The sequence below is a fragment of the Paenibacillus sp. FSL K6-1230 genome (genome assembly GCF_038002385.1).
Taxonomy (GTDB): domain Bacteria; phylum Bacillota; class Bacilli; order Paenibacillales; family Paenibacillaceae; genus Paenibacillus; species Paenibacillus massiliensis.
Window position 1 is genome coordinate 3,835,020 of the sequence record NZ_JBBOCK010000001.1, and the last position, 22,325, is coordinate 3,857,344.

The 22,325-nt window shown below is 49.0% G+C and carries 18 protein-coding genes; 5 read left to right on the forward strand and 13 right to left on the reverse strand.

What is annotated here, in order from left to right; genetic code table 11:
- Positions 1–12: 12 nt before the first annotated feature.
- Positions 13–1,083 (forward strand): calcium/proton exchanger, encoded by a 1,071-nt coding sequence (gene cax / locus MKX74_RS16925; protein WP_341179190.1) that lies wholly within the window; start codon positions 13–15, stop codon positions 1,081–1,083.
- A gap of 204 nt (positions 1,084–1,287) precedes the next feature.
- Here cax and MKX74_RS16930 read toward each other — a convergent pair whose 3' ends face one another.
- The 5 genes from MKX74_RS16930 to MKX74_RS16950 form a co-directional block, all read right to left on the reverse strand.
- A complete protein-coding gene (locus tag MKX74_RS16930; protein WP_018887527.1) occupies positions 1,288–1,578 on the reverse strand; it encodes a YlaN family protein in 291 nt (96 codons plus the stop codon).
- 254 nt (positions 1,579–1,832) lie between these two features.
- On the reverse strand, positions 1,833–2,078 hold the full coding sequence (locus MKX74_RS16935) for an HPr family phosphocarrier protein (protein ID WP_018887526.1): 246 nt from the start codon (positions 2,076–2,078) through the stop codon (positions 1,833–1,835).
- Between the two features lie 99 nt (positions 2,079–2,177).
- Positions 2,178–3,293 (reverse strand): aminopeptidase, encoded by a 1,116-nt coding sequence (locus MKX74_RS16940; RefSeq protein WP_018887525.1) that lies wholly within the window; start codon positions 3,291–3,293, stop codon positions 2,178–2,180.
- Positions 3,294–3,450: 157 nt separating this feature from the next.
- On the reverse strand, positions 3,451–4,305 hold the full coding sequence (locus MKX74_RS16945) for a hypothetical protein (RefSeq protein ID WP_341179191.1): 855 nt from the start codon (positions 4,303–4,305) through the stop codon (positions 3,451–3,453).
- Positions 4,306–4,552: 247 nt separating this feature from the next.
- A complete protein-coding gene (locus tag MKX74_RS16950; protein WP_341179192.1) occupies positions 4,553–6,553 on the reverse strand; it encodes a sensor domain-containing diguanylate cyclase in 2,001 nt (666 codons plus the stop codon).
- Positions 6,554–7,045: 492 nt separating this feature from the next.
- Between MKX74_RS16950 and rpsD the strand changes: the two genes are divergently transcribed.
- Positions 7,046–7,645 carry a 30S ribosomal protein S4 gene (rpsD, locus tag MKX74_RS16955; protein WP_341179193.1) on the forward strand — a complete coding sequence of 200 codons (600 nt, stop codon included), beginning with the start codon at positions 7,046–7,048 and terminating at the stop codon, positions 7,643–7,645.
- A 243-nt stretch (positions 7,646–7,888) separates the two neighbouring features.
- Complete coding sequence (locus MKX74_RS16960) at positions 7,889–10,912, forward strand: transglycosylase domain-containing protein (protein ID WP_341179194.1); 3,024 nt, start codon at positions 7,889–7,891, stop codon at positions 10,910–10,912.
- Positions 10,913–11,037: 125 nt separating this feature from the next.
- Here MKX74_RS16960 and acsA read toward each other — a convergent pair whose 3' ends face one another.
- Positions 11,038–12,753 carry an acetate--CoA ligase gene (gene acsA / locus MKX74_RS16965; protein ID WP_341179195.1) on the reverse strand — a complete coding sequence of 572 codons (1,716 nt, stop codon included), beginning with the start codon at positions 12,751–12,753 and terminating at the stop codon, positions 11,038–11,040.
- 205 nt (positions 12,754–12,958) lie between these two features.
- Between acsA and MKX74_RS16970 the strand changes: the two genes are divergently transcribed.
- Positions 12,959–13,591, forward strand: a complete 633-nt coding sequence (locus MKX74_RS16970; protein WP_341179196.1) for a GNAT family N-acetyltransferase — start codon at positions 12,959–12,961, stop codon at positions 13,589–13,591.
- Between the two features lie 143 nt (positions 13,592–13,734).
- Here the strand turns inward: MKX74_RS16970 and MKX74_RS16975 are convergent, their stop codons facing one another.
- The 4 genes from MKX74_RS16975 to MKX74_RS16990 form a co-directional block, all read right to left on the reverse strand.
- A complete protein-coding gene (locus tag MKX74_RS16975) occupies positions 13,735–14,439 on the reverse strand; it encodes a 5'-methylthioadenosine/adenosylhomocysteine nucleosidase (protein ID WP_341179197.1) in 705 nt (234 codons plus the stop codon).
- A gap of 150 nt (positions 14,440–14,589) precedes the next feature.
- Positions 14,590–15,597 (reverse strand): catabolite control protein A, encoded by a 1,008-nt coding sequence (gene ccpA / locus MKX74_RS16980; RefSeq protein WP_133567238.1) that lies wholly within the window; start codon positions 15,595–15,597, stop codon positions 14,590–14,592.
- A gap of 230 nt (positions 15,598–15,827) precedes the next feature.
- Positions 15,828–16,172: a bacillithiol system redox-active protein YtxJ gene (gene ytxJ, locus MKX74_RS16985; RefSeq protein ID WP_018887516.1), complete on the reverse strand. Its 345-nt coding sequence runs from the start codon at positions 16,170–16,172 to the stop codon at positions 15,828–15,830.
- Positions 16,173–16,268: 96 nt separating this feature from the next.
- Positions 16,269–16,709, reverse strand: coding sequence for a hypothetical protein (locus MKX74_RS16990; protein WP_028588907.1), 441 nt, complete (start codon positions 16,707–16,709; stop codon positions 16,269–16,271).
- A gap of 218 nt (positions 16,710–16,927) precedes the next feature.
- On the opposite strand from MKX74_RS16990, the gene MKX74_RS16995 reads away from it, so the two are divergent.
- The gene (locus tag MKX74_RS16995) at positions 16,928–17,455 is read left to right on the forward strand and encodes a type 1 glutamine amidotransferase domain-containing protein (protein WP_341179198.1); all 528 of its coding nucleotides are present in this window, start codon (positions 16,928–16,930) and stop codon (positions 17,453–17,455) included.
- Positions 17,456–18,078: 623 nt separating this feature from the next.
- Here the strand turns inward: MKX74_RS16995 and ptsP are convergent.
- From ptsP to MKX74_RS17010, 3 genes are all read right to left on the reverse strand, one after another.
- Positions 18,079–19,821 (reverse strand): phosphoenolpyruvate--protein phosphotransferase, encoded by a 1,743-nt coding sequence (gene ptsP / locus MKX74_RS17000; RefSeq protein ID WP_341179199.1) that lies wholly within the window; start codon positions 19,819–19,821, stop codon positions 18,079–18,081.
- Positions 19,818–21,701 carry a glucose PTS transporter subunit IIA gene (locus MKX74_RS17005; protein ID WP_018887511.1) on the reverse strand — a complete coding sequence of 628 codons (1,884 nt, stop codon included), beginning with the start codon at positions 21,699–21,701 and terminating at the stop codon, positions 19,818–19,820. The genes ptsP and MKX74_RS17005 overlap by 4 nt, the downstream gene beginning before the upstream one ends.
- Positions 21,702–21,840: 139 nt before the next feature.
- Positions 21,841–22,272 carry a CoA-binding protein gene (locus MKX74_RS17010; protein ID WP_018887510.1) on the reverse strand — a complete coding sequence of 144 codons (432 nt, stop codon included), beginning with the start codon at positions 22,270–22,272 and terminating at the stop codon, positions 21,841–21,843.
- Positions 22,273–22,325 lie beyond the last annotated feature (53 nt).

The window sequence follows — 22,325 nt, forward strand, 5'->3', positions numbered from 1 at the left end:
GGTGTACACAACATGTCCAAGCCGTTGTATTCCATTCTTCTCATTGTATTTTTCCTGCTGAGCGCTATTGGTCATTACGCAGGATGGAGCCCCATTATCCAGTTTATCCTGTCTGCCGCATCTGTAATCCTGGTAGCGGGCTTCCTTGGCAAAGCAACCGAAAGTGTAGCCCACTATGCAGGCCAGCGGCTGGGAGGATTTCTGAATGCCACCTTCGGGAATGCTGCCGAATTGATTATTGCCATCTTCCTGATTCGTGAAGGTCTGTATGATATGGTAAAAGCAAGCCTCACAGGCTCGATCATCGGCAACCTGCTGCTCGTGCTTGGTGCTAGCCTGTTCGCAGGTGGCTTGAAGCACAAGGTTCAGAATTACAACGTTTCACTGGCTGGACTTAGTGGCTCTCTGATGGTGGTGGCGGTCATTTCGCTGTTCATTCCGGCTGTATTTCTGAAGACTCACTCCATTACTGATCAAGACACCGACACCCTCAGCCTAATCGTAGCAGGTGTGTTAATTGTGGCCTATCTTGCCTGGCTGCTCTTCTCGATGATTACTCATAAGGATTATTTATCGGATGTAACGGATCAGAAGGATGAGGAGCTCCCACATGAGCACGCTCCTGCCTGGAGCAAGCGAACCTCCATTATCTATCTGGTCATTGCCACGATTATGGTTGCCTTCGTCAGTGAATGGCTGGTAGGTACACTGGAGACGTTCACCACACAGTTTGGCTTGAGTGAATTATTTGTGGGGGCCTTCCTGGTGGCGATCATCGGGAATGCAGCGGAGCATAGCGCAGCCATCATGCTCGCCATGAAGAATAAGATCGGTGCATCTGTCGAGATTGCTGTCGGTAGCAGCCTGCAAATTGCTTTATTTGTGGCACCCGTCCTGATCTTCATTAGTTATTTCATGGGAAATACCATGGATATTGTGTTCACCACCATTGAGCTCGTTGCCATCGGGGTATCTGTATTCATTGCCAAATCCATCACGCAGGATGGATCGACTAACTGGTATGAGGGACTGATGCTACTGGCTGTCTACTTCATTCTGGGTGTATCCTTTTATCTGGTATAAAGAGGAGAGCCACTCTTCTCATAAGCTGAAGCTGGCCTGCCTGCTACGAATAAAAAAAACGTCCATCGCCGTTCAATTGCATCTTAAAAAAGGCGGCTCTCTAGAAACAGAGAACCGCCTTTTTTTATAGTCTGGAGCTAGGACCTCAAAAAAAGCATGCAGGTATGATCTGCATGCTCCTGTATCGCTTCAGCAGCTACAAAGCTACTCCTCTTTGTTGTTCATTGCTTCATACAGAAGAGCCAAATTGCGTTCCAGCTTGCTCACCAACTGTTTGCCCGCATGCTCTGGAAGAAGTCCTGCACGAACAGCAAAGTCTACCTCCTTGGAAAAACCATACATTTGGGTATCCAGAACTTCCTCATAGAGAGGGCAGTAACGGGTAGCCAGATTCTCCATCTGTACTTCAATAAGCTTCTGTATTTTATCCGCATCTTCCTGAAGAAGACTGATTGCTTTCAGGTGTAGCTGCTCTTGCAAATCAGATGAAGTCACATTCTTCCCCCCTCTGTCTTGGTATAACCTAAAGACATCCTGTCTTTAATATTAGACGAATTCAGGCGCCAATACAAGAACCTCTGCTTAAAAAACGTCCCACAATATCCGTACAGACAGGGAAAAGCATAAAAAGCAACATTTTCGTAGGCACTGATGTCCCATTATTAAAACAGGTGCCGCCCTATAAGGACGACACCCGTAATGCACTAGTATAACTAATTCTGAAGCTACACAGATCGATTCTGATCGTTCTAGTCAGTCACGACTTGAATTTCCATGCCGTGCTTGGCAAATACCTCTGCCATAGCTTGCTTAGCCTCATCTGCATCCGGTCCGTGCACATGGAGCTCGTAGCTGTGGCTATTCACCAGTGTGGTGAACAATCCCAGAATACTCTTCACATCAATGTACTTGTTGTCCGAATGAAGCACGATGGACGATGTGAACTTACCTGCGGTCTGGGCGATTTCTACTACTGCTGCATTGTTACTGGACATATGAATCCCTCCGATTTAACTGGATTACCTTGTTGTATCATATGATTTATTACTCCATTCATGATACATTGAATCCGCTTTCTCAGCAAGAAATTAATCCTATTTCAGCTGATCCGGATTCAAGCACTCCAACTCCGGCAACACGAAGATGCCATCCTTGCGAATCAGGACGTCGTCAAAGTAGATCTCTCCGCCGCCGTATTCAGGACGTTGAATGAACACCAGATCCCAGTGAATGGAGGAGCGGTTGCCGTTATCAGCCTCTTCATAGGCCTGACCTGGCGTGAAGTGCAGACTGCCGGCGATCTTCTCGTCGAAAAGGATGTCCTTCATTGGTGTCAAAATGTACGGGTTGAAGCCAATTGCGAATTCACCAATGTAACGTGCACCTTCGTCTGTATCCAGAATTTCATTCAGCTTGCTACTGTTGTTGCTCTCTGCTTCAACAATTTTTCCGTTCTCGAACCGGAATTTCACATTGTCGAAAGTCACACCATTGTACAGAGTCGGTGTATTGTAGCTGATCGTACCGTTAACCGAATTACGGACAGGAGCAGAATAGACCTCTCCATCAGGAATATTGCGCTTGCCTGAGCACTTGATAGCTCCAATATCTTTGATCGAGAAGGACAGGTCTGTTCCCGGTCCTGTAATACGCACCTTGTCTGTACGGCTCATCAGGTCAGCAAGCGCGTCCTGTGCTTTATCCATCTTGGCATAATCCAGCGTGCATACATCGAAATAGAAGTCCTCAAAGGCCTCTGTGCTTGTATTCGCCAGCTGAGACATACTTGCATTAGGATAACGAAGAACTACCCATTTAGTATGCTTGACACGCTGTTCACTATGGATCGGATGCGAGTACAATGAGTTGTACAGCTTCATCTTGTCCTCTGGAACATCGGACAGTTCATTTACATTTTCGCCTGCGCGAATACCAATGTATCCGTGCATTTGCTTCATACGCTCCAGGTCCAGCTTTGCCCATGTCTCAATCTGCTCACGATTGGCATTGCGCAGCATCACTCGTTGCACCCTGCGGTCCGTCAGCTCAACGAAGGCATTTCCCCCACGCTTAGCTATTTCCTCAATGATGGCGTTAAGCAAATCCCGCTCCGAACCGATCATCTCTACCAAAATATTCTCGCCTGGCTGAACATCAACAGAATAGCCGACGAGTGTCTCTGCCAATTTTAAAATTCTTGGGTCCTTCATTAAGCTCTCTCCTCTATGCTTGCTTTGTCCATTCATTCCTAGGCATTTTGCAAGCTTTTAATTTACAGCGTTAGCCGATTATGTAATCACCTGCAAATGCACATTTGAACACAGGTTAATTCTTCATTATTTATTGTATCACGTTCTTTCACACAACTTAATACCCTTCAAAAAAAACATCCGTTACCAATGCTTCTCCCTGTTCCGGATCATTCTTGTAGCTTAACTTCGTCTCGGAGGACAGACGCAATGGCAGACTGGTTGCCTTATCAATGGTCATGTGATAGACGGCGCGCACCTCGGCATCCTTAAGTCTGTTCAGCATCTCGCTCTGCTCCTGCTTGCGGGTATGCTGAATCTCCTGGCGTAGCTCATCTTTATGAACGGTGGCTACTGCATCCATTTGCTGCAGTTGCTTCAAATAATGGGTCTCCATACTCTCCATCTCCGTAGTCAATTCATCACGAAGCATTTGCTTGGCGTCGGCCGGAGTCAATTCAATCCGAAGCATTTTGACACCGCGGGGAGAACCGCTTTCCAATGATACAAGCTTATTGTAGCGGTCCAGCTGACTTAATTGATGAAATGGATTGAATCGCCCCACCGTCCCATCCCACTCCCTGCTGCCCAATGAATTCAACTGCCACTTGCCTTGTGCTCGCCGCATCATTGATTTTGGCCCGCCTTTATTTTCAATAGAAAAAGGCTTGTGCTCGCTAGACGTCTTGTGTCCGGGGGAAAGCGTTGCTTCCTCCGACGGCAGTATTGTCCGAATCTCGACGACATCATGCCCACGCAAAGAACCCTCATAATGTATCTGCTGCTCAAACAAGCTACTGTTAGATCGCCTAATCGCGGCCATTCCGCGGAAGCTCATACGTTCCTTACCCGCAATCCCAGCTGAAGCCATTCTGTACAGCTCCTGCGGCGTGTGGCCCTGATCTGCATTCAAGCAGCCCTCTGCCAGAAGTGTACAGATGATGATCACTGCGTATATTCGCCATCCTCTCATATCTACCGCCTCCCCAAAATCTAGGTTCAGCACAATAGGCTTCCCTACTCCCCCCGCTTATATTCAGAATTACAGTCTGCAAGCTGTGCCCTAGCAGGGTCGGGAGAGGAATAGGCCCTTAGAACAGATTTGAGCCGCTGATGCGACAAATAAGCCCTCCTGCACGCAGCCATAGTGGCAACGAGCTTAGGAGAGCTTACAGTTCATGAGTTTAATTCGGTTCCAATAGCTATACATCTGCTGCATATCATTCGATCTGGCCCATAAGCTCAGCGTCCAGATTCTCAAGCACCGTACGATTGCGCCCCTGCTTCTTGGCATCGTACAACGCCATATCAGCTCTATAGAACAGCTTCTCTATGCTGACCTGATCGTCCATCCAGCTCCATTCCGCAATACCGCAGGAGATGGTAACCGACGGATCCGTCTCTCCTGGTACCTTCTTGCGGATCGTCTCGGCCACCTGAAGAGCCTGGTAAATACCTAACTGAGGCAAGTAGATGGCTAGCTCCTCACCACCCCAACGGGCACTGAGATCCTCACTGCGGACACTATCCTTAATAATTCCGCTGACAATTTTCAGCACATCGTCGCCCTTCTGATGTCCAAACGTATCGTTAACTCGCTTGAACTGATCGATATCAATGAGAATAAGAGATCCACAGAAATCCTTCTGCTGGTGCTCCTGAATGACCTTGTCCAGATAATGGCGTACGTGTAATCCTGTTAACATATCCATATTAGCCAATCTTCTCACCTGTGCATGCAAGGAAGCATTCATGAGTGCGAGTCCGATGTGCGTCGAGAACATCTGGAGCAATTTATAGTTATTATACGAGAAATAATAGGGCTGTGTATGCGTCAGCATGATCGAGCCTCGGACCTTGCCGCTCATGAGCAGCGGAACACCAATCATGGATTTCGAGCCCGTCTCGTTCATTAGCTCGGACACAATCGCAGACTCCTTGCTATAATCGGAGACGATCACCGGTTCACCAGAACTCTGGATATGGCCTGAAAATCCTGAATCTCCATATAGAACTCTATTTTCAAAAGCCCTCACGTTGCAGCCAATGATTTTTGAATGTTCTCCATTCTCTTCAAGCTGCACAATGCAGCAATTCTCGGCCTGAAAAATGGACATAAGCTCGAAGATGGCAAAATGAACGATATCAGTAAGCTGAAGACTCTGATTCAGGCGTTGGACCAGTTCGTTGATCAATCTGAGCTCCTGGATGAGCAGGTTGGACTGCTCCAGCAGGTTAGCGTTCTCAAAAGCTACTCCAGCTGTGTCCGCCATCATCGTAATCAGGCTGATATCCATTTCGCTCATTTCCTTCTGCCCTGGCGGCAATTGCAGATGCACAACACCATATGTGCCCTGCTTGCCCTTCAATGGAATGCCTAGCTCGGTGATCTCCTGACCATCCACCTGCCCCACTGCAGGCTGGCCACTGACAAAGGCCTTCACGCTGACATTGCTGCTCTTCTGATCCAGAAGTAGCTGCTTTACCCGCAGATTGAGATTCTGCCTCTCCTGAGCCATATACAATGTAATCTCCACATCGGGGAACATGTCCGATATACTGTCGAACACCTCATCCAGCACTGCATCCACTTCGATCTTGTCATGCATGCGCTTTACCAATTGAAATAGAATAGACGGCGTCTTGGACGGGCCACCCACCGTATTCTTCGAATGCAGAAGATCTGCAACGAACAGATTCTCGAATTTCTGATAGAACACGCTACGGTAATGTAATGCAGCCGTCTGAAGTGAGTCTGTGCTAGGACCCGGAGCAACGCTGGTCGCCTGCGCTGGTATCTTGAAGAGCAGAACAGCAAACAGGTCATGATGAACCCGGGAAAATAAGGGAACACCGTAGACGACGTTGCGAATACCACCCGGGGATTCTTCAATCGTGTGCTCACATGCACCGGAACTCAGTACTCTTGACGCACAGGCTTGATATACCTCAGTCTCCCATGCGCCAGCTATCTGTGCACTTCCGGTGTTAAATACGGCTGTGGAGAATTTCCGTAGCCACTCTAATCCTTCAGACTGCCTAATCCAGTCTGTATATGCGGTAAGCAGCAGATTATCAATGTATGGAAAATCCAAAGGCGTAATGTCCATGTTTTGCAGCCAAGAAAGAAAATCCGGGCATTGCCCGTCTAACAGCGGCTTTATTGGATTGGTCTTGTTACTCACGAGGACGTTGTCATCCGCTGATGGAAATTCTGACATATCGGGCGCTCCTTCACAGCAATGATATAACCCTCCTCCTGTACAAATTCTCAACAGAAGGCTGGATATCTTGTACAACTCCTTCTAGCGCAATTCTGAAAGGCATCTAACACGAAGACGCAATCGAGGAATGTAGACATGCTCTATTTTACTCCTTTCCCTTCGCATTTGCATCCATTTTTCAGTGAATTGGCCCAAATTTTTAGTCCATTAGACCTATCGACATTTTTTGACGTTTTCTTTTTTTAATTTTCTTGACATTACCACTACGTTTCATATAATATTTATTGTTGATGAAGACTGGGTGGTATACATTACTGCTCCGGTCTTAAATTTGGGCGAAACGGTTGTGTCACCCTCATCTGTTGTGTTGCTAACAGGACAGCGGCTGAACTTTCCTGTCAGTTGTGCATGATCTGATTTACATGCCAGACACTCTAGAGCGCAAAGAGAGCCCGACTCAAATTTAATTATGAAGGAGTTAACTCTATAATGGCACGTTACACTGGTCCTAAATTTAAATTAAGCCGTCGTCTCGGTATTTCTCTGAGCGGCACTGGTAAAGAATTGAAACGCCCTTTCCCACCGGGACAACACGGTCCTAACCAACGCAGAAAAATGAGCAACTACGGTATGCAGCTGCAAGAAAAGCAAAAGCTGCGTCACATGTACGGTCTGGGCGAGAAGCAATTCCGCACACTGTTCAACAGAGCTCAAAATATGCAAGGTATTGCCGGTGAGAACTTCATGTTCCTGCTCGAAAGCCGTCTGGACAACCTGGTATACCGTCTTGGATTCGCGAACTCCCGTGCGGGTTCCCGTCAATTGGTATCCCACGGTCACGTGACTGTGAATGGCAAAAAGGTAGACATCGCTTCTTACCAAGTATCTCCTGGTGATGTTATCGGTCTTCGTGAAAGAAGCCGCACAATGGCTTCCATCAAGGAAGCATTGGAGAACCGTACACACCTGGCTTCTTACCTGGAGTACAACGATGCTGCGTTCGAAGGTAAATACATCCGTTTGCCAGAGCGTGCTGAGCTGTCCCAAGACATCGATGAGAAGCAAATCGTCGAATTCTACAACCGTTAATTTGTAACTAGAATTACCGAAAGGAGAGTCTCAAGAGCAAATCAGCTCTTTGAGGTTCTCCTTTTTTTCGCATTTATGAATAGTACACTACATTGCTTGCATCAAATATTGTATTTCCCCTGCCTTTTTTTACAATTATAAGCGTTCTTGAATCGTCAGTTTTCAAAAGACAGGCTTATGTGCTTATGGGTCGAACCCATATTTTTGTGCTATAATAGTGCCTGTTAAAAGGAGGAAGACTTGATGACTGATGAGAACAAAAAAGTCCCTAAACGTCAAGTATCCCGTTGGAGGAAATTTTTCCGCGGACTGGGCATAACCATGAAATGGCTATTCGTTATAGCCTTTATGGGCATCCTGTTTGCCGGTGGAGCCGTATCAGGCTACGTCGCTTCCATCGTTAAGGATGACCCCGTGCGTTCTAGGGCTATGATCGAACAGCAGATAGGCGAAAATGCGATTACTGGCTTCGCATATTTCAATGACGGCTCACCGATCGGACAGCTTCGTACGGATGAGGACAGACGCCCTGTCAGTCTGGACCAGATTCCTCAGATCGTCATTGATTCTGTCATTGCCATCGAGGACAATCGTTTTTATGAACATAAAGGTGTAGACATCTCTGGAACACTTCGCGCTGTCAAGCAAAGGGTGCTGAACGAGTCCGTTCAGACAGGCGGCAGTACACTGACCCAACAGTTGGCACGTCGAGTCTTCCTGAGTCTTGATCAGACCGAGGATCGCAAGGTAAAGGAAATCCTCCTGTCCCTGCGTCTGGAACGATTCATGACGAAGGATCAAATTATGAGTGCATATCTGAATAAAGTCCCCTTCGGTAAAGGCTCCAACGGATATAATGTATTCGGTATCAAGGCTGCCTCCAAAGGTATTTTCAATATTAATGATCTGAAGGAGCTTAACATCGCTCAATCCGCTTATCTGGCAGGTCTGCCTCAGCTTCCGACTAGATATTCTGCTTATAACAGCAAGGGTGAATTCGTTGAAGAGAACTTCAATAGGGCGATGAATCGGCAGAAGCTCGTGCTGAGCCGGATGCTGCAGGAGAACAAGATTACACAAGCTCAGTATCAGGAAGCACTGGCCTTTGACGTCAAAGGATCGCTAGCCAAACGCACCGTCAAGGCATATAACACCTATCCTTATCTAATGTTGGAAACGGAACGCCAGGCAGCACAGGTGCTAATGTCTGTCATGAACAATTCCGAGCAGACAGCGAATGCAGACACGCAAGGCAATAGCAGTGAGCGCCTGCAGGAAGCTATGGACCAACTCCGTACAGGTGGTTATCGCGTCTACACTACAATCGACAAGACGGTGTATAAGGCGATGCATACGATCTCGGAGAACGCTAACAACTTCTCTCCTACAAGCAAGACCAAGGGAATGGAACAGACGGCAGCTATCCTAATTGATCATAAAACAGGCGCCATCCTGGGAATGATCGAGGGACGGGATTTCAACGAGGAACAGATGAACTACGCTACGCAGATGGTTAGGCAGCCCGGTTCAGCAATGAAGCCCATTGCAGCCTTTCTGCCAGCTCTGGATAGTGGAGCAGTTCAGCCAGGAAGTGTCCTTGATGATTCCCCTATTATTCTGAAGAACAGCTCGAACAGCTATCATATTCCCAAGAATTCTAACAATCGTTATGAAGGACTGGTCACAGCACGCTATGCGCTGAATAAGTCGATGAATACCGTAGCGCTCAAGATCTTCAACGAGAAGGTTGGTATTAAGGATGCTTGGGATTTTGCCAAGAAGCTAGGGATCACCACCATCGAGGATAGTGATTATCAGGCGCAGACCGGGGTACTGGGCGGCATGAAATATGGCGTGACCGTTGAAGAGCTGACAAATGCTTATGGTGCGATTGCCAACGGCGGACAATTCAATGATGCCTACATGATTGCCAAGATTGTCGACTCTAACGGTAATGTTGTATACAAGAAGGACCACGAGCCTGTTCGCGTCTTCTCACCACAGACAGCCTATCTGATGACCGATATGCTGAGAACTGTCGTGACTGAGGGTACCGGTGGGCTGGTAAAGCGCAACTTCAAGCACAGTAATATTCCGATTGTAGGGAAGACCGGAACGACGCAATCCTATACGGATGTGTGGTTCGAGGGCTTTACACCAGATGTTACTCTAGGCGTCTGGGTTGGCTACAAGTATCAGGAGCATAAGCTGGAGACAACAGCTCAGAAGGAACGTGCACGGCGTCTGTGGGCCCAGATTATGAATGAAGTCGTCGAGCAGCGTCCTGAGCTGTTCACTACCAAGTCATTCCCTGTCCCAGACGGGATCGTGACCAGAACTGTATCGGCTTACAGCGGTAAGATTCCGACTGCTATGACAGATCGCTTTGTGACTGACAAATTCAACAGCAAATTCGTTCCTAAGGAACGTGACGATGGTATTTCTAGAGCAAAATATATTACCTTCAATGGTGTCAATTACATCCCTAAAGATGGCACTCCTGACGATATGCTGAAGGAACGTACAGTAATCAAGCGTGAGAAACCTATCTCGGAGCTGATTAAGGAGCTGCAGAAGGCCTTGCCTTATGTCAAAGGACGCCGAGATATCTCCTATTATCTGCCGCAGGATGCTACGGCGGATATGCCGACGGATGTCGACCCGAGATCTGATGACGGCAGTGATCCATCTCCTCCATCCAATGTAAGTGCGGGGACGAAGGACGGGAACGCCATCATTACGTTTAGCGCAAGTCCAAATAAGGATGTCGTCGGCTATAGACTCTACCGGTCTACAGGTGGAGATTTCAGACGCCAAGGCAAAGTCGTCATGGCAGATGCCAGCAAGGTGTTCACGGCAGGCACAGGCAGCTATTATGTTACAGCTGTAGACGTCGCTGGTCGAGAATCTGCGCCTAGCGCTACCGTTACTGCAGGTGCTGCTCCACCGCCTGACAGCACACCACCTGACCAGACTGGTGAGCCTGTAGTACCTGCTGGACCTCCTTCAGCTCCAGCCGCACCTCAAGTGCAAGCAACGGCTAATGGCATCTCCCTGTCCTGGCAGGGAAATGCCTCTGCTGAAGGGATTCAAGGGTATAACGTTTACTATAGTGAGGACGGCAAAGATGCCTTTAATTTCTTAGGGACTGCTCAGAGTACCCATTTCAATTACAACTCACACAGTCTGAATAAAGGCTCATTCCGAATCAGCGCCATCAACGCAGCGGGTGAATCAGGACTTTCTCCTGCCACAAAGACTCCTTGATTGGTGAGGCGTAGATAAATAATAAAAAAAGAAACCGATCCTATGATTCGAAATGGTTGTGATCTCCATTTCATCATAAGGAAGGTTTCTTTTTTTGTAGAGGATAGAATTAATAAGTGTTCATATCAGTCCTCGATCGTCGATAGATCTCCTGTAGGCAGGTTTAGCTCCCAGGCCTTGAGTACACGTCGCATAATCTTGCCAGAGCGTGTCTTGGGCAGCTTTTCCCTGAATTCAATCTCACGGGGAGCCGCATGCGCCGAGAGACCCTCTTTTACAAATTGATATATCTCAGCCTTCAGCTCTTCTGTCGCTGCATAGCCCTCACGCAAAGCTACAAACGCCTTGATTAGTTCCCCCCGGACAGCGTCAGGCTTGCCGATCACCCCAGCCTCTGCAACCGCAGGATGCTCTACCAGCTTGCTCTCTACTTCAAAGGGGCCGATCCGTTCCCCAGAGGAATTGATCACATCATCAATCCGCCCCTGGAACCAGAAATATCCATCCTCGTCCATATAGGCAGAGTCTCCAGATACGTACCAGCCCTCAAAGCGAAAATACTCCTGATACTTATCCGGGTTATTCCAGATCGCTTTCATCATGGAGGGCCATGGGGTTCGAATCGCCAGATGTCCCATATGATTCGGTGGGAGCCTGTGCCCCTGTTCATCCAGAATAGCAGCCTCAATCCCTGGTAATGGCTTACCCATAGAGCCAGGCCTGATCGCCATCTCAGGGTAGTTGCAGATGAGCTGGCCGCCCGTCTCCGTCATCCACCATGTGTCATGTATGCGCTGACCATAAGCCTTCCAGCCCCAACGAACGACCTCCGGATTCAGTGGCTCTCCGACGGACATGACATGCCGTAGACTGGTCAGATCATATTTATCCAGAATATCCGCACTCGCACCCATCAGCATGCGAAAAGCGGTCGGTGCACTGTACCATACCGTAACCTGATAGCGCTCAATCGTGCGGTACCATTGCTGAGGGTTAAAGCGTCCTCCTCGAATGACATTGGTTGCTCCATTCAACCAGGGTGCGAAGATTCCGTAAGAGGTTCCTGTCACCCACCCTGGATCAGCTGTGCACCAATAGATATCATCCTCACGCAGATCAAGCACCTGTCTACCCGTGTAGTAGTGCTGAATCATGGCATTTTGGACATGGTACACTCCCTTCGGTTTGCCTGTCGAGCCAGAGGTGTAATGAATGATCAATCCGTCCTCCCGGCCCAGCCACTCCGGCTCCAGCTCATAGGAAGCCTCACCCATCTCGTGCTTCCAGTCAATGAGTCCATCCTCTATATTCACATTGTCTCCTACTACAAAAATATGCTTCAGGTGTGGCAGCTCCTCACGCCGAATACGCGGTAACAGCTCAGGTGTCGTTATGATCGCCACTGCGGAGCTATCCTCCAGCCGATCCTTGACAGCTGTCTCCATGAACGCTTCGAATAACGGTCCGGCGATGGCCCCTACCTTCAAAATTCCTAGCAAGCCAATAATCAGCTCCGGTGAACGTGGCATGAACACAAATACACGATCCCCGCGGCCAATCTGAAATTTACGCAGTACATTACCTGAGCGGTTGGATTCCATACATAGCTGCATAAAGGTGTAGGATTCCTCACGGACATCATCAGCATAGAGCAGCGCCGTCCTGTGCCCCCGCCCCTCATATACGTGCCGATCAATGGCTTCATGTGCCATATTCACCTTGCCTGTCTTATACCAGGTGAAGTGGCGTTCTATCTCCTCCCACTGAAAACGCTTGCAGGCTTGTTCATAATTGCCCATATTGGAACCGTATACAACACTTTCCATTGATTCATTATGCATGAATTCTCGCCTCCTCACGACTGATAAATGAGATGCCTCATCTTGCTCGTTTATTTTGGCTATTGGAAAAATGTGAACTTTTTATGTCTAAATCAGTATAGCATAGCACACTTGTGACCGCTATTCTTTTCAAAGAATTGTTTTTTTGCTATAAAAAGGGGAAGACAGGTAAATCCGACATCATTTCGAGGAAAGGAGCCTGTTCATGCAGCATACGAAAATATACCAGCAGCAGCAGCTTCCGCATGCCGAAATACCATTGGTGGTGGAGGGACCGATAACGGCCGAATATTTGGAGGGACTTGAGCTCCATGAGCAGCTTGATGCCTTCCGTAGACCACGGGAGCAGCATGAGGCTTTGATGGAGATTGCCGCTCTGCCAGAAGGAAGAGTCATTATCGCCAGAACGGATTCAACCATTGTCGGATATGTCACCTTCCATTATCCTGACGAGCTGGAGCGCTGGTCGGAGGCCAATATGGATGACCTGCTGGAACTGGGAGCCATAGAAGTAGCTTCTGATTATCGCTCCACCGGGATCGGTCGTGCACTCATCCAGGTAGGCTTTCGTGAAGGACAGCTCGATGATTATATCGTATATACGACAGAGTATTATTGGCATTGGGATTTACAAGGCTCGAAGCTATCCGTGTGGGACTATCGAAGGATGATGGAGCAGCTCATGAAATGTGTGGGGATGGTCTGGTACGCGACCGATGACCCTGAGATTTGTTCACATCCTGCGAACTGCCTTATGGTCCGTGTGGGGCCGAATGTCTCATTATCCTCCGAGGAAGCCTTTGATCGGGTTCGTTTTCAGCGACGTAAAATGTATTAGCCATACATGCGCTTACAGCAAAGGTTGGTGGTGAAGTGAACCTAGTGAACCTGCACAACCACCACCAACCTATTACCTTCGCTTGAAGCAGGAGGTCGCTTCTGTTTCAGTAGGTAGCTTCCGCGATCAGCACGCATAGCAGCTTAGTGGATCGGGAGATGCTTGAGCATGTAATCTACAATGGCATGTGAGCGCCGGGATGCCTCTACTGTGAACTCTGCAAAGCTGGTATGGGCTGAGCCATCCGCCTTATCCGACATGGATCGGAGAACGACGAATGGGATGCGGTGCATATGGCATACCTGTGCCACTGCTGCTCCCTCCATTTCTGTACAGGCCCCTTGCATCTCCTCATATAAAGATGCTACCTTTTCCACATTGGCAATGAACTGATCTCCAGACAGCACCTTCCCAATCCGGTAATTGGCTCCGAGAACCGAACATGCTTGCTCTGCCAATTGAATCAGCGCGGGGGCGGCTGCAAATTCCGAGACCTCCTGATAAGGGATAATCCCTTTCGCGTATCCAAGCGGCGTGACATCCATGTCATGCTGCATACAGGTCGATGAAATCACCATGTCACCCACATTCAGCTCTGGGTCGACTGCACCAGCCACTCCTGTAAAGAGAATGGTCGTCGTCTGAAAGCAGTCGATGAGAATCTGTGTAGTCACCGCCGCGTTCACCTTGCCAACACCTGATTTGCAGACGACCACTCGCCGCCCCTCAATCTCTCCCTCGACATAGATAATTCCTGCCCGCTCAACTCGATTCTGTTGTTCCATTGAGGACAGCAGCAATTCAATCTCCTCATCCATCGCTCCAATAATTCCTATCACTTCACTCATGATTACGTTCTCTCCTTTTCCCTGCTGCATCTATTGAGCGACTCTTCCAAGGTCTGATTTCGAAAAAAAAGCTCCCGTAAAGGAGCTTTCTTCCTGCTTGATCCCTTGCACGCAAAAGATCAAGTCATATATTGTATCTATAGGTCTAATCTAGTCCACAGAGCTTACAGACAGACGCAGAATCGTCTCATGCGGCAAAATTACGCGTGGATTTTCCACATTTTCCTTCTTCATCAGCTTAGTCAACAGACGCATTGCTACCGCGCCAAGATCATACATCGGCTGCGCGACTGTCGTAAGCTGCGGCCGCACCATGGAGGCCATACGAATGTTATCCACACTAATGATCGAGAAATCATCAGGCACCTTCAAGCCTTCATCCTGAATGCTGTGAATGGCACCAATAGCCATTTCGTCTGTAGCTGCGAAAATAGCGGACGGTTTTTTCTTCAATCCAAGAAAATATTTCATCGCTTCCACGCCAGATTCATAACGATAGTTGCCAATACGCACCAGGTCCTCCTGGTACTCAATTCCAGCTGTTTCAAGCGCCTTCTTATAACCTTGGAAACGCGCATAGCCGTTAGCAGGATCTTGAAGGGTTCCACTGATCATCGCGATCTGACGGTGTCCGTGACGAATCAGTGTGCTGACTGCGTCAAATGCTGCAGCTTCGTGATCGATATCCACGGATGGATAAGAGCCCTTCTCGTCGCTCGTTGCACACAATACAATAGGCACAGCGGACGTCTGAAACGCTTGAATATGCTCGTCCGTCACCGTACCTCCCATGAAGAGCAGTCCATCCACCTGCTTCTCTAGTAGCGTATTGATGACGCGGATTTCCTTCTCTTTACGTTTATCAGCGTTACACAAGATAATATTGTAGTGGTACATGTTAGCTATATCCTCGATACCACGCGCAATCTCCGCAAAAATCGAATTAGATATATCCGGAATCACGACCCCAACGGTCGTGGTCTTCTTACTTGCGAGTCCCCTTGCGACAGCATTCGGACGATAGCCGAGGCGCTCAATAGCTTCGTACACCTTCTTGCGGGTCTGGGGCTTTACGTTAGGGTTATTGTTGACTACGCGGGATACGGTCGCCATCGACACGCCTGCTTCGCGAGCAACATCATAGATCGTTACCGTCACATTCCTTCTCTCCATTGCCGATAAATTTTCGTTGCAGTTCTCCAGGTACCGTTATGTATTTCGCATCTACCATCCGAATCGGTACTGCCAGTATAATCATATCCCGGAGTTGCCTATGTACCATACTGCATAGAATAATGAGATTCAGTGGAATTTTGAAGCAATGTGTGCAAAATACTATTTTAAAACATGATACGACAAAAACCTTAATTGCGCAATGACAGGCCTTCTCAGACCTGACTCAGGGTGTCTTGAAGCGTTCCAGCTGTAATATCCGAATGGGAGGTATGCCAGACGACTGAGCCATCCTTCACAAGGATAACCTGAGGTGATTCATGCTTCACTTGAAGTACCTCAGCTGCCTCCAGAGACACTGGACGATCCTCAACCACAAGGATGATACCGTATTCAAAATTGTCGTTGGCGGAACGCAGATAATTCTCTACCTCTTGATGCGCACGGGCACTGATTGGACAGCGTGTGCTGTGTTTGAACACAAGCACAGGCTTGTCCGAAGATGCGTCCAGTACCGCGTGTAATTGCTCCGAAGTGTGGATCGGGTTCAAAGTAGCCATTGGACATGCATTCCTTTCACTGATAGTCATAATTACATGGTAACAAAAAGTGCATGCAAAATCCAATGATGGCCATGAAAATTTTCATGAAAAGTATCAAGCGTCAGTTAACAACGGATCATTGGTGCAATCCGGGAGCTGAGCCAGCCTCTCTTGAAGCTGTGACTTCCACGCCTCGTCCCCACTTTGGGAAGCAACACGATAAAGATCCAGCAAGAGATTAATCCTGTCCTGCCTTGCGGCTTCAAAGCGCTGTTCCCAATGCTCGCCAGGGGCATCGGTCTCATCTGCAATGAACAGACGTATGACATCCGCCAGCTCATTCCGCTGAGCAAACGATATGCTTTGCCGGGAGGGAGACTTTCCAAGCTCCGCAATCAAGGCTTTCATACGTCCGGCAACCTGTGGCATGATCTCGTAACCACAGCATTCCTCACATACATATACAGGAACATGTCTGATTCTGACCTTGCGGGCATAGATAATCACTCGTAACTCCAGACCCATCGCCCGCCCGCAACTACAATGCTTGCGCATTTTCCAATACACCCCATTATCTAATTCTACGCCAATACATTTGAGATTCGACCTCTGGCCTTCATTTCCCTGCCTTTGTACAGAAGTTGAACAAATTGCCATACTTCGCGAAAAAAACGGATAAATTATCGAATTCCAGCACGGAGCCCTGTCCGTTTGGTGTATTACACGTCGAATGTTATATTAAAAGCATAAAGCAGAAGAAGGGATGTGTACACATGAGATTGGCTGGAAAAAAAGTAATTGCACTGGTAGATGAAGAATTCGAAGATTTGGAGCTGTGGTATCCCGTCCATCGAGTTCGCGAAGAGGGAGCAGAGGTGCATCTCGCAGGTGAGAAGAAGGGCAAGACTTACATCGGTAAATACGGGGTCCCTGCGGAGGCAGAATATGCATTCGATGAGCTGGATAGCCGTGATTATGATGGCATTCTGGTACCTGGCGGCTGGGCGCCTGATAAGCTAAGACGCTATCCGAAGGTGATCAGCCTTGTTCAGGAAATGCACGCTGATCGCAAGATCATTGGCCAGATTTGCCACGCTGGCTGGGTGCTAATCTCTGCCAAAATTCTGAATGGTGTCACTGTAACCTCGACGCCGGGCATCCGCGACGATATGGAGAACGCAGGCGCCATCTGGAAAGATGAGGCTGTCGTCACAGACGGACATATCGTCTCTGCACGTCGACCGCCGGACCTTCCGCCCTATGGCAAGGCATTTTGTGATCTGTTAGCAGCCAAGGACTAATCAAGCTACCAGTACGTTGACCGGATCGAATATATGTGTAGAATCGCACAAGTGAGGAGCCCTGTCGACCAGCGCCAAGCTCACTGTTCGCTCGAACGAAGTTGATAAGCACATAAAGAGCTAGCTCAGAGGCAGAACTTTGTTCTTCAGAGCTCCGTTGAGGCATTTGTAGCAATCTGTGGGGCCATATAGGCTCATCTGTTGCATTCAGAGGCATTCTAAGCTCAGTGAGGCTCCGTTGTAGTGCTTTCTGACCCCGTGTAAGCTTTCCTGAGGCTTTGTTAAGCTTTTGTCTAGATGGCGTTGAAGTTTGCTACTATTGTCCCCTGCAAAGGCCTCTGCGTCACTCTGACAGGCTCCTGTAGGGCTGGACGAACTTTCATCACAACTCACCTACTTGTATGCACTTCACATTCAGCTCCAAATGATAAAGGGACGTCCGCAATTCATTCTAGCGGGCGTCCCTTTCCTATTAAGAAGCTATAGCTACATTGTGATCACACTCAGTCATGTTCAGCTCTGCCGAGTCAATCAACCATTGCTGTTCGTTATGGTACCCATTGCCTTCACAGCTAGCCGAGTGATCACCCAAGTAATGCTCTGTTGACCCGCGGCTGGCCGCGTCAGCCCTTGACCTGGTCGACTACAACCAAGCCTGCTGCAACGGTTAATTTCTCCTCAATCTGCGCTGCATATGAGATGCCTAAGCATTCCTGAGCAATCACCTTCGCCTTGGAGGCCGTAGTATTCAGCACCCGATGCTTCACACGAAGTAGAGACTGTGGCGACATACTGAGATTATGAATCCCAAGCTCCAGCCAGAGCGGAACAGAGCGCTCGTCCCCAGCCATCTCCCCGCATACACTTACCTTGATGCCAGCCCTGTGCGCTGCCTGCGCTATCATTCTGAGCATCCGCAGCACAGCAGGGTGATAGGGATGATACATGTGGGCAATTTGCTCATTCATGCGGTCTACAGCGAGTACATATTGTACCAGATCATTAGTGCCGATGCTGAAAAAGTCCGCTTCCTCCGCAAGCAAATCCGCTATCAAGGCTGCCCCCGGCACCTCGATCATGATGCCCTTTTCCATACGCGGGTTGAAAGGAACACCTCGTTCCTCAAGCTCCTGCATCGCCTCCGCAAGTACCTGATTGGCTTCACGAAACTCCTCTACAGAAGAAATCATCGGGTACATCAGGCGTACATTACCAGCCGCACTCGCTCGCAAAATAGCCTTCAACTGCGTCTTGAATATATCACGTCGATCCAGGCTGATTCGAATAGCGCGGTAGCCCAGGAACGGGTTCTCTTCCTCTTGAAGCGGTAAGTAATCCAATTGCTTGTCCGCTCCGATGTCCAGCGTGCGGATGACAACTGGGTGAGAGCCAGCCTTCTCCGCCACACGTCTGTACACCTCGAATTGCTCATCCTCATTCGGAAAAGCAGGCCGATCCATATAGAGAAACTCGGTTCTAAACAATCCAACACCCTCGGCTCCGTTCTTCAGGGCCATCTCCAAATCCTTAACTGAGCTTATATTCGCAGCCAGATGAATTCGCTCGCCATCCTTCGTTACAGAATCGACAGTTGCGAGCAGTTCAAGCTGTTGCTTCTTACGAAGCTGCTCTGTACGGAGCTTCGTATAACGACGAAGTGCCGTCTCTCCAGGATTGACATATACCTTGCCGTTGTCCCCGTCCACAATCATCATATCCCCGGTCTGAACAGGCAGATTGTTGTTGCTTTCCAGTCCTGACACGAGTGGGATACCGAGGGCACGCGCCATGATAGCGGAATGGGAGGTCTTCCCGCCGATCAGCGTAACAATCCCTAGGACGTGCCCCGGATTCAGATGGGCGAGTTGAGACGGCGACAACTCCTTAGCAACCAGAATATATGGCTGCGTGTCCTTCGGCAGGGTCACCTCAGGGGCCCCCAACAGATGCTTAAGCAAACGATTCCCGACATCCTTGATATCGAGCGCCCGCTCCTTCATATATTCATCGTCCAACAGATCGAACATCGTAACAAAATGATCAATGGCTTCCTTGACGGCTACCTCAGCAGCCTTATATTGTCGTTCAATGATGCCGCGAATTTCATTCATGAATGCAGGATCATCGAGGATGGCCAGATGAGCATCAAATATGCTTGATTCCTCCGGCCCCACGATCTCACGGAACTCATCCTTTATGGAATTAATCTCATCCTTGGAGGTCCGTATCCCTTCATACAATCGTTCAAATTCTTTGGCAAGGTCCACCGGGTCCATTCTTTGATCGGTTAAGTCCCACTCCCAGCTTGGTAGAACGAAAGCATTGCCGATGGCAATCCCCGAGGCAGCTCCTATGCCGTATATCATGTTTCAACCCCTCCAACATTCCTATCATACAGTACAACAGACATGACCGACGCTTGCCCCTTCTTCACCGTCTTGAACGGAGCGAAGCTCCATGATTTGATTCTGTCCGGATTCGTTATCACCATCGGTGTCACTAGCGAAGGCGCTAGCTGACGTAAAGCCTGCAGATCGAACTTGATCAGCAGTTGTCCTGGCTCTACCTGATCACCAGCAGCCACCAGGGCCGTAAAATGACCCTTGAGCTGTGATGTATCAATTCCGATATGCAGTAGCACTTCGATGCCGTCGAGTGTCTCGATCCCGATGGCGTGCATGGTCGGATACAGATGCATGACCGTGCCGTGCACAGGCGAGACCAGCTCTCCCTTCTCTGGAATGAAAGCTACACCGTCACCCACGAGCTTGGCAGCAAAAATCTGATCAGGAACTTCATGGATCGGAAGCATTTTTCCTTGTACCGGAGCGTTGAACAACACCTGCGTGAGATCACGCTGCAGTAGCTTGGCAATCTCCTCCCGAATGAGCTCTGAATACGTTCCGAAGACGACCTGCACATTGCCGCCTCCCAGCTTGATCAGACCTGCCGAGCCCAGTGCTTTCATAGCTGTCGTATCAATAAGCCTGTCATTATGTACAGTCAGCCGTAGCCTTGTGATACAGGACTCCACCTGCACGATATTCTCCTTGCCTCCAAGCGCCTCCAGAATCAGCGGTGCACGGTAAGGAATGCTCCCCGCCCAGTCCTCCAGTACAGACCCTTCCTCCCGACCTGGCGTCGGAATTCGGAACGTACGGATGGCCCAGCGAAACAACACATAGTAGATTAGTCCGTAAGCGATGCCCACAGGAATGAGCAACCAGGCATTTTCTGACAAGTGGAAATTAAGCACATAATCGATAAAGCCTGCCGAGTAGGAGAAGCCATGCCTTATATCCAGCTCGTAGGTCAGCCACATGGCCAGCCCTGACAATACAGCATGCACTAGAAATAGATAAGGAGCTGCGAACAAAAAGGCAAACTCAATCTGCTCGGACACCCCTGTCAAAAAGCATACGAACGCTGCCGTGAGGAACGTCTTGCGAATCTTCGGCTTCAAATCCTCACGAGCCTCCTGAATGATCGCAATGGCTATCGCCGGAAGCGCAAACATCATAATAGGGAATAATCCTGACATGAAGTAGCCTGCTGTCGGGTCTCCACTGAAGAAGCGAGGCAAGTCACCCTGCACGATATGTCCAGAAGGCGTCTCATAGGTCCCAACCTGGAACCAGAATACATTATTCAGCAGATGATGAAGCCCAAATGCCACAAGCACCCGATACAAAATGCCATACAGGAACAGGCCAAAGCCCCCCATATGCTGCTCCAGATCAGCCAACTGTCCCAAAAGCCCCTGAAGTACCGGGGCAATGCCCAGCATCAGAAAGGCAAACAGGGCAGAGAAAAGCCCGATGACCAATAGCACGAAGCGTGAACCGCCAAAAAACTGCAGTACCTCAGGCAGCTTGATGCTCTTGAACCTATTATGCGTGACCGCAGAAATAACGCCCAAGATAATGCCTATAAGGGTGGCTGGATGTACCAGTCCTTGCCCGAAATATTTTGTAACCTGGTCATAGATGGCCATTCCGGCCAAAGCAGCAAGCCCCGCTTGCCCTGCCTGATTCGACATGCCGAGAGCTACACCTACGGCAAAAAAATAAGGCAGAAAGTAAAAAATGCCGTTCCCGGCCGCCTGAGCCACCTCTGCAATCAGTGGCATTCCCCATTGGTTCCAAGGCAGACTCGCCAGACTAAGGAGTATGGCAGCCGCAGGAAGCACCATGGTTGGCAGCATAACCGCGCGGCCCAACCGCTGTAAGGATCCTAGCCAATTCATGGCTATCCTCTCCTTTCTATCCTGATGGTAAGCGGTCGGCTGTCATTTGTCAAAAATTTTCAAAGCAAAACGAACCCGATGAGACATCGGATTCGTTCTGCTAACATCCAAGGCGACTCGATCGTCCGAGTAACAGAGTCTAGGGTCGATTCGGGCGGGTGATCGCCTCCTCGACTTTAATGCAACGATCCATTATGACCTGCATTCCATGGCCCGCTGCAATCTCGGCTGCCTCTTCACTTATGATTCCCTGTTGAAGCCATAATGTAGAAGCCTTCACCTCGACGGCTTCACGAGCGACATCCGCACAGAATTCACTACGGCGGAAGACATTCACCATATCAATGGGTTCTGGAACCTCTTTCAATGATGCATAGCAGGTCTCCCCGAGAATAGTCTGCCCTGCCGCAGTGGGGTTCACCGGGATGATGCGGTAGCCTCTGCTCTGCATGGCCGCAGCCACCATATAAGATGTACGGTCCGTCTTGTCCGACAAGCCGACTACAGCAATATTACCTACTTGCTCAAGAATCTGGCGAATGGTATCACGATCAGGATTTGCATATGTCATTCTTCATCACCTCCATAGCTTGGCGCTGGGACTCTAGCTATCGCTTGACGCCC